This window comes from Bacillus sp. 123MFChir2 (assembly GCF_000383235.1).
Lineage (GTDB): Bacteria > Bacillota > Bacilli > Bacillales > Bacillaceae_G > Bacillus_A.
In genome coordinates this window covers 1-8,285 of the sequence record NZ_KB911001.1, presented here as the reverse complement: position 1 = coordinate 8,285, position 8,285 = coordinate 1, and the positions used below count along the sequence as shown (strand labels likewise).

At 35.3% G+C, this 8,285-nt stretch carries 8 protein-coding genes and 3 rRNA genes; 4 read left to right on the top strand and 7 right to left on the bottom strand.

Annotation, left to right across the window (positions count from 1 at the left end):
* Window positions 1–168 (top strand): 23S ribosomal RNA (locus H280_RS0122200); the annotation flags it as partial.
* Between the two features lie 106 nt (window positions 169–274).
* Window positions 275–390 (top strand): 5S ribosomal RNA (gene rrf, locus H280_RS0122195).
* A gap of 146 nt (window positions 391–536) precedes the next feature.
* Here rrf and H280_RS0122190 read toward each other — a convergent pair.
* From H280_RS0122190 to H280_RS0122160, 7 genes are all read right to left on the bottom strand, one after another.
* Complete coding sequence (locus tag H280_RS0122190) at window positions 537–755, bottom strand: alpha/beta-type small acid-soluble spore protein (RefSeq protein WP_020063293.1); 219 nt, start codon at window positions 753–755, stop codon at window positions 537–539.
* Window positions 756–1,089: 334 nt separating this feature from the next.
* Window positions 1,090–1,827 carry an ABC transporter permease gene (locus H280_RS0122185; protein WP_020063292.1) on the bottom strand — a complete coding sequence of 246 codons (738 nt, stop codon included), beginning with the start codon at window positions 1,825–1,827 and terminating at the stop codon, window positions 1,090–1,092.
* On the bottom strand, window positions 1,820–2,740 hold the full coding sequence (locus tag H280_RS0122180; protein ID WP_020063291.1) for an ABC transporter ATP-binding protein: 921 nt from the start codon (window positions 2,738–2,740) through the stop codon (window positions 1,820–1,822). Before H280_RS0122180 ends, H280_RS0122185 begins: the two co-directional genes overlap by 8 nt.
* Window positions 2,741–2,803: 63 nt before the next feature.
* The gene (locus H280_RS0122175; RefSeq protein ID WP_020063290.1) at window positions 2,804–3,835 is read right to left on the bottom strand and encodes a sensor histidine kinase; all 1,032 of its coding nucleotides are present in this window, start codon (window positions 3,833–3,835) and stop codon (window positions 2,804–2,806) included.
* Window positions 3,822–4,538 carry a response regulator transcription factor gene (locus H280_RS0122170; protein WP_020063289.1) on the bottom strand — a complete coding sequence of 239 codons (717 nt, stop codon included), beginning with the start codon at window positions 4,536–4,538 and terminating at the stop codon, window positions 3,822–3,824. The genes H280_RS0122175 and H280_RS0122170 overlap by 14 nt, the downstream gene beginning before the upstream one ends.
* 199 nt (window positions 4,539–4,737) lie before the next feature.
* Window positions 4,738–5,514 (bottom strand): MerR family transcriptional regulator, encoded by a 777-nt coding sequence (locus H280_RS0122165; protein ID WP_020063288.1) that lies wholly within the window; start codon window positions 5,512–5,514, stop codon window positions 4,738–4,740.
* Window positions 5,515–5,621: 107 nt separating this feature from the next.
* Window positions 5,622–6,560 (bottom strand): helix-turn-helix transcriptional regulator, encoded by a 939-nt coding sequence (locus tag H280_RS0122160; protein ID WP_020063287.1) that lies wholly within the window; start codon window positions 6,558–6,560, stop codon window positions 5,622–5,624.
* A 112-nt stretch (window positions 6,561–6,672) separates the two neighbouring features.
* On the opposite strand from H280_RS0122160, the gene H280_RS24530 reads away from it, so the two are divergent.
* Window positions 6,673–7,530, top strand: coding sequence for an alpha/beta fold hydrolase (locus tag H280_RS24530; protein WP_020063286.1), 858 nt, complete (start codon window positions 6,673–6,675; stop codon window positions 7,528–7,530).
* A 562-nt stretch (window positions 7,531–8,092) separates the two neighbouring features.
* A 16S ribosomal RNA gene (locus H280_RS0122150) occupies window positions 8,093–8,285 on the top strand; the annotation flags it as partial.

The window sequence follows — 8,285 nt, the reverse complement described above, 5'->3', positions numbered from 1 at the left end:
AAGGGATAAGTGCTGAAAGCATCTAAGCATGAAGCCCCCCTCAAGATGAGATTTCCCATAGCGTTAAGCTAGTAAGATCCCTGAAAGATGATCAGGTTGATAGGTTCGAGGTGGAAGCGTGGTGACACGTGGAGCTGACGAATACTAATAGATCGAGGACTTAACCAAACAAAGAGCGTAAGCGATCGGAAATTCTAGTCGCTGGAGCTGGATTAAATCCAATATGCATACTACATGAATGTTATCTAGTTTTGAAGGAATATACCTTCATAAGTCTGGTAATAATGGCAGAGAGGTCACACCCGTTCCCATACCGAACACGGAAGTTAAGCTCTCTAGCGCCGAGGGTAGTTGGGACTTTGTCCCTGTGAGAGTAGGACGTTGCCAGGCAAAAACCTAAGTCAATATGACTTAGGTTTTTTTGTGTTTGAAACGTTCTTTTTCTGTGTAACTGTAATAATTTTTTATAATAAAAACATAAAAAAAGTATCCTTAGATTCATAAAGGATACTTTTTAATATAACTATGTAAAAATTTTAATGGGTTCTATACTGAGTCGCTAATTTCTCTTCACCCATTCGAACAAGACGTTTTGTGATTTCTCCTCCGACAGAACCGTTTGCACGTGCGGATGTCTCTGGACCAAGTGTGACCCCAAGTTCAAGAGCAATTTCGTATTTCATTTGCTCAATTGCACTTGCTGCACCTGCAATAAGAATTTTGCTTGTATTATAACCGTGTCTTTGAATATTCATAATTACACCTCCACTATATTTGTATATAATGTGCTCTTAATTGCGATGAATATACATGTTATACTCGATGTTTTTATCTGTGTCTTTATGTACTACCAACTTTTAATTTGTAGTACATGCATTTCTTCTCTAAATGAATGCCATGGCTCCACTTTATTGTTTTTACACTTTTATCTCTTAATGAAACAATCCCTTCAGAACTTCTGAAGGGACTTTGCAAGGTTTTGTAATACTTTAGTTTTATGGTAGCAAAAAATACTTTCATGTACAGAAAGTAGCTTTGCATTCTATAACTATTTTTTAACAGTCTAATACTTTTTGATGATTAGCTAAATCAATGAATATCCACTCTTTTAAAATATGATATTGTTGCAATAAAGCCGATAATAGCCGTAGCGGCAATGATCACATAAGAATATTCCGGTGGATATGTTGGTTGGAGTTGATTATTTACGATATCTATTGTTGCTGCCCAAGGGAATAAATCCTTATGTTCTGAATTGGCGGTCATAACATTTATCATTGTAATAACGATGGTTAATATAATAGGTGACACATATGTTTTCATTATAAGAGTTAGAAATACAATAGGAGTGGATAAAATAAAAAGAAATCCGCCGCCTATTAAAAACTTCATGAAAGACTGTAGAATTAATGCATTACTTAGACCGGGGAAGTTTCCTAAAATGCCCAATAGTAGAGTTAATCCCCAAGAAACCATAGTCAATACTATAATCCAAATAAAAAGGAGAATAAACTTGCTAATAATAAAGCTAATACGTGATACAGGAATTGTTAATAAATTTTTTAATGTGTTTTCTGTGTACTCACGGTTAAAGAGATAAGCAGTGACAACTCCGTATAGAGGGACACCAATTACTAAAAGGGTATATAGATGCGCGTCAGTAAATAAATCAGTAAACAGAATAGCTTTAGTGGGCTGTTTTGTTTTTACGTGTATATATGATGCGACTACAATCATAAAAGGTGCTACAGCTGCTCCGATAATACTAATTAGGAACATATTAGAACGTTTTAATTTTAATAGTTCCGTATATAGTAGATTAACCAATTGTCCCACCTCCAACCAATTTGGTGAAATAATCCTCTAATCGGTCTTCGCTCATCATAATTTTTAATACTTCAATATCGTTTTGTACAAAAAATTTATTAATTTGCCCTTGTTGGCCGAAGTGAGAATAGACGCGAATATTTCCTTCATCATGTACTTCGTAATCAAAAATATGAAATTGTTTTTCTAAAAGCATTGCAGCTTTATTATCGTCGTTTACTTGGAATTCTAAGTATTTACGATTTGTTTTTCGAAGTGTATCAAGGGCAATTTCTTCTAATAATTTGCCTTCATGAATGATTCCCATATGATCGACTAGCTGTTCAACCTCTGCTAAAATATGGCTGGAAATTAATATTGTTATATTTCTTTCTTGTGCTAAAGATTTAATAAGTTTGCGCATTTCTTTAATACCAATTGGATCTAAACCATTTGTCGGTTCATCAAGTATTAATAGTTCTGGATAGTGAAGAAGGGCTCTTGCAATTCCTAATCGTTGTTTCATCCCCAAAGAGTATTTGCCCACCAACTTTTTTGTTTCATGCTGCAGGCCTACAATTTCTAGTGCTTCTTCAATGGCATTCTTTTTATGGACTCCAATTATTTTTGCGTTAATTAATAAGTTCTCTTTTGCAGTAAGGTTTTCATAAAATCCTGGAACTTCAACGATGGAACCAATTCTTCTTAAAATTTCTTTTTGGTTTTGGAAAAAATCCTCCCCGAATATTTCGATTTTGCCACTTGTAGGTTTAATGAGACCTAGTAGCATTCGAATTGTCGTTGTTTTACCTGCACCGTTTCGTCCGATAAAGCCATAAATCTCTCCTTGATTTACATTTATATTTAGATTATCTACTGATTTTTGGTTGCCATAAATTTTAGTAAGATTCGTTGTTTTTATAATTGTACTCATTTTGGAACACCCACTTTCTATGAACTCTTACTTACATAATAAAAAGGAGGATTTAACAGCTGCTTAATCATTTCTTAACTGTTTCTTAAAAGTAGTTTGTTTAGGGATGGAAAAGCCAAAGGTGGTTTTTTTCCACGGAATACTTTCTACCCATATTTGACCGCTGTTTTTTTCTACGAGAGCTTTTGCAATAGCGAGTCCTAGACCACTTCCGCCATGCGAGGCATTCCTTGATTGGTCACTTCTATACATTCTTTCAAATACGTTTTCTAAATCGTTACTTGAAATTCCAGGTCCTTTGTCCCAAATGAATAGTTGGTATTCAGACGTGGTTTCTAGTAGTTCTATTCCGACTACTTTTCCAGTTTTTCCGTAATATATCGCATTTTTCATGAGGTTACTTATAATTCGAACAAGACTAAAGTGGTCTGCTGTAATAGGGCAAGGCGTTTCTGGAATATGAATTTGTAATTCTATGCCATGTTTTGAGAGTTCAGGTAAAAACTCAATGAGAGATTCTCTAGTAATCTCAGCAAAATCGAGAGACTCCTTCTTTATGGGGAATTCATCTGCATCTAGCTTGGCCATATTAAATATTTGATCAACTAATTGTTTTAAGCTGTTTGATTTCTTTGAGAGTATTTCGAGATACTCTCGTTTTTCATCTTCTGAAGCGGCAATTCCATCTTTTAAAGCATCAACATATCCTATAATGGAAGTGAGCGGTGTTCGAATATCGTGTGAAATACTAGATAGGAGCTGTTTTCTAGCCTTTTGAGACTTTCTAGCTTCCACTTGTACTTTTTCTAGCTCTGTAATTAACTCATTTATAGAAAAAATGACATCATCCAACGAGTTATCATTGGTCGTATATAACCTTGTTTGTAAATTCCCATGAATGGCTCTTCGTAAGCTAGTAACGATAGACTCCCGCCTTTGAATAAAATGGATTCTTATCAAGAAAAGACTTATCGTTATAAGAATTAATACAGTAAATAAAATGAGTTTAAATATATGACTCATTTCAATAAACAGAAGTACCGACATAATGATAAGCTGAAATGAAATAAGATAGAGAACTTTATCGTTTTTCATCTTTTTCACCTGCAAATTTATAACCAATTCCCCACACGGTTTGAATAAATTTAGGATTTGAAGGGTCTGTTTCGATCTTCTTTCTAAGTTTTCTAATATGTACCATAATCGTATTATCATCTTCTATATAGTTACTGTCCCAAACGTTGCGAAAGAGTTGTGTTTTCGTAAATACTTGTTGGGGGTTAGAAGCAAAAAACTTGAGTAGTTCTAGCTCTTTCGCCGTTAAAGCTATTTCTTCTTCATCTACGGTAACTGTGTATTTTTTTAAATCAATGACTAGTCCCTTAAACTGAAGGGCCGTTTGCTCATGCGAGATAGCGTCACTTCCTAATATTAAAAAACGCCTCATAAGAGCTTTCACCCGTGCGACTACTTCATGAATACTGAAAGGCTTCGTAATATAATCATCTGCACCTATGCTTAATCCTAAAATTTTATCTACTTCATGATCTTTAGCAGTAAGCATTAATATGGGAATATTTGTTTGCTCTCTAAGCCTTTTACATACTTCGATCCCATCTATTTTCGGCATCATCAAATCTAATATGACGAGGTTATATTTGTTTTGTTTAAATAAATGAAGAGCTTCTTCGCCGTCGATTGCTATATCTACTGTATAGAATTCTCTCTCAAGATACTTTTTTAATAAATCTCTTATTTCTTTTTCATCATCAGCTATAAGTACGCGAACCGTTTCCATTGTTTCACCTGCTTCGAATTGTAATTTGGTTATATGAATTAATTATATACTATGAATTGGTGAAATAAGGTAGATTGTAAATCCAATTACGATGATGACTATGTTTATCCATAATAAATAGCCTATTTGGGAAAAAGGCTGATCCAAACAGGCGACTTCTTTTATCTTAATGTGAACTTGTTTTATATATACAGTCGTCTTAATCTATCTTTGGATCATACATACCATTTTGAATCATATAATACTCCATAGCTTGATTTAACCATTCCTCTTCCTCGTTTGTATATGGAGAAGGAATCATGTTTTCAAGCTTTTCTTTTTCTAATTCCTCAATATCTTGTATAGCATACAGCGTTTCTTCACCAACAAATTTAAGCGTTGTTTTCATATGTTTATCCATTAACGCTTGTACCTCGGGAGTATGAACTGGTCTCCCTATTAATCTTTTTACTTCTTTAGATAACTGGATAAATTCTTTATCTAATGCAATCATTTCTTCTTCAGGCTTGTTAAATAACCGATCAGCTACTTCCTTTGATGTATGTTGTTCAATCCAAAGTCGCTGAGGTTTTTCTGTTTGCATGCTGTTTATTAAACTCATTAAGATTGTACTGTCCACTTCTTCTTCATCTTCTATCAATCGAATCGTACGATTAATCGCTTTTAGCATCGTTTCGATTTGTTCTTTTTTCTGTTCAAAAGCCCTTTTTTGGTTTTGTAGCGTATCGTGTAAGGTTACGTTCAAACTAGATTCATTCATCATTTTACTAATTTGGTCCAAACTATAGCCTAAAAATTTAAAACCAACAATTTTTTGCAGTGTAAGTACATCCTGCTCGGTGTATTGGCGGTGACCAGAATGAGGATGCTTTTCAACTTTGAGCAACCCAATTTCATCATAATAATGTAATGTTCGTATGGATGTCCCGGTCTTTGTAGAAAATTCTCCGATTGAATATGTTCTGTTAATACTCATGTTAGATCTATCCCCTTTTCTATCTTAATTTGGTTACTTTGAGTCTAAAGCCTCACGTAACTGTAGGTGCAAGTAAAACTTCCGTGGATTTGAAATAAGGGGACGTTTTATATTTTCGAGTATTGGCTAATGACTTCTATCGCTTTTCCCCTCACAAACTGTATTAATTCAACAGGCTCCTCTATTAATATTTCCGCCCCAAGACTAAGGAACAGTCCTCCGATAAATGGTATATCTGACTCTCTAAAATTTTCTTCAATTACTCCTGTACCATTAGGAAGAACTTGAATCCATTCTCCAATAGGATGAGGGTCTAGCGTTTTACAGCCTTTTTTAGTTATTGTTGCTCGTAAAGTGAGTTCTTTTGAAGTAGCTTCTGTTTGATTTAACCATTGTGGTATGGTCATATCTACTGGAATCGGCCCTGAGAAATTGTGATGTATTTTTAGGGAAATAATCCGATCGACTCGGAATGGTACATTCCTTTTTCGTTTATAACAAAATGCAGGAGAGTACCATAATCCGTTAGCTAGAATGAGTCCATAGGGAAAGATTGTTCGGGTTGAATATCCGGAACGGGATTCGTACTCTATTTGCAGGTGTTTTTTGTCTAATGCTGCTTGTAAAAGTTCTTTGAGGTAATGGTTTTTAAAGCTTCTTTTCGGAGAATCAATAGCTAGTCTATCTTGTAATGTTTCGATTTTTTGAAGCATCTCTACAGACATACCAGAACGGATTTTAGTAATGGTTGATATAATTTCTTGTGTAAAAGGTCCATCCTCTAAAAGTTTATAGGACAGCAGTAATCCTGTAGCTTCTTCTGGTGTTAATGAGATAGCAGGGAGTTTTTGTTCCCTTATAAGAGTGTATCCACCATTTGGCCCCGGTGAAGAAAAAAGAGGGACACCCATTTCGCTTAATAGATGTAAATCTCTAAGTATCGTTCTTTTGGATACTGAAAATTCATTTGCTAACTCTTGAGCAGTAAAGCGATGTTTCGTATTTAGTGTAATTAATAGCTCAAATAATCTCCCTGTTCTAGACATGAAAATATCTCCTAATATTAGTGACATGGTTTGTCACCAATATACGATAAAATAAATACGAAGTCACGAAGTTCTCTTTATGAACTAGGGAGAGAAAAAGGGGGATTATGGAATGAAAGAATACACGGTAAATACAAAGGGAGTAAAAATTAAAGCGTATGAGTATAGCCAGAATGGTGAACCGATTTTGTTCCTGCATTATTTGGGAGGAAGTGCAGCTATTTGGCGAAGCGTTATTCCAAAGTTTACAGAAGAATATCGTGTAATTGCTATCGATATAAGGGGGCATGGCAATTCGGATCATCCTCAAAGTGGATATCAACTTGAAACTTTAGTTGAAGATGTTCGAGAGGTGTTAGATGTTCTCGGTATTTATAAAACTCACATAGTAGGAAGTTCGCTTGGTTGTTATGTTGGTACAATGTTCGCATCCACGTATGCAGATAGAGTTATTTCATTAGTGAATTCTGAAGGAGCTTTAGTCAATCATTCAGGCGATGGGGGCTTGTATACTGAATCGAAAGAAGAACATATAAATAAATACTTTTCTAATCCGGAGCAGGAGTTTGATTCAAGAGAAGATTTGATGCAGTATATGAAAAAGAAATGGCTGCCATGGAATAAGGAGAGAGCTCTAGTTATGGAAGATTATAAACCACGAAAACTTCAAAATGGAAAAGTGACCTTTGTATCTATGAGAGGCAACATGAGACAGATTGCGGAGGACCTTTATGATAGAAGGTTAGAGGATTTGTATGATCATGTTCAATGTAGAGTATTATTTCTACCAGCTGAAAAAGAAGGGGATCTTAATAAAAAATTAGCATTTATAAAAAATGTTGAATGTAAATTAAGTGAAAGTAAAACAGTTGTAATTCCTGGATCGTCTCATGCTATGATGTTTGATCATGCAGGGGAATTGGTTCGTAAAATCAGGTGGTTTTTGAATTCTTCTTATAAGTTAAAGTGATTGTGAAACAACGTAGGTTTTATCCCGCATTAACGGACAGTAAGCCCTCCACCTCAAGATTCCGAGAAAATTGAAGAGGGAGATAACTTTCCGTAAAAGCCCGATTGGTGAGAGCTTTCCATCAGTGGGGGATGAAGCCCCCCACTGATGGAAGTTTCACTTTATATAGAGTCTCTGTAGGTATAAAGGTACTAGGTTCACGCAATCGATCTTATTCTGCCCCGCACTCCATATAAAACATGCTAAATAATTGTTCTATCTAAATCCACTTTGTTTTTTTACATATAAGTCACAGCTATACGAAACAAAATGACGTAACTGGGAATGTCTAAAGTTTTTTAAAAAAGTTATTGACTATTATTATATAGAGGAGTAATATTATACGAGTCGCTGGTGAAACAAAGTAACCACGATAAACAAAATGAAAAACTTAGTTGACATCGAATGACTGAGATGTTAACATAAGGAAGTCGCAAATGAGGCGACGAACAAGTTCTTTGAAAACTGAACGAAACAAACAACGTGAAACGTCAATTTTTATTTATGATGCTAGACAAACACTTTATTGGAGAGTTTGATCCTGGCTCAGGATGAACGCTGGCGGCGTGCCTAATACATGCAAGTCGAGCGAACCGATTAAGAGCTTGCTCTTAAGAAGTTAGCGGCGGACGGGTGAGTAACACGTGGGTAACCTGCCTATAAGACTGGGATAACTCCGGGAAACCGGGGCTAATACCGGATAACATTTTGCACCG

Bases quoted from the DNA above. Each gene is read 5' to 3' on its own strand.
- H280_RS0122160 (WP_020063287.1), bottom strand. From the start codon at position 6,560: ATGTCTAGAACAGGGAGATTATTTGAGCTATTAATTACACTAAATACG.
- H280_RS24530 (WP_020063286.1), top strand. From the start codon at position 6,673: ATGAAAGAATACACGGTAAATACAAAGGGAGTAAAAATTAAAGCGTAT.
- H280_RS0122190 (WP_020063293.1), bottom strand. From the start codon at position 755: ATGAATATTCAAAGACACGGTTATAATACAAGCAAAATTCTTATTGCA.
- H280_RS0122175 (WP_020063290.1), bottom strand. From the start codon at position 3,835: ATGAAAAACGATAAAGTTCTCTATCTTATTTCATTTCAGCTTATCATT.
- H280_RS0122170 (WP_020063289.1), bottom strand. From the start codon at position 4,538: ATGGAAACGGTTCGCGTACTTATAGCTGATGATGAAAAAGAAATAAGA.
- H280_RS0122165 (WP_020063288.1), bottom strand. From the start codon at position 5,514: ATGAGTATTAACAGAACATATTCAATCGGAGAATTTTCTACAAAGACC.
- H280_RS0122180 (WP_020063291.1), bottom strand. From the start codon at position 2,740: ATGAGTACAATTATAAAAACAACGAATCTTACTAAAATTTATGGCAAC.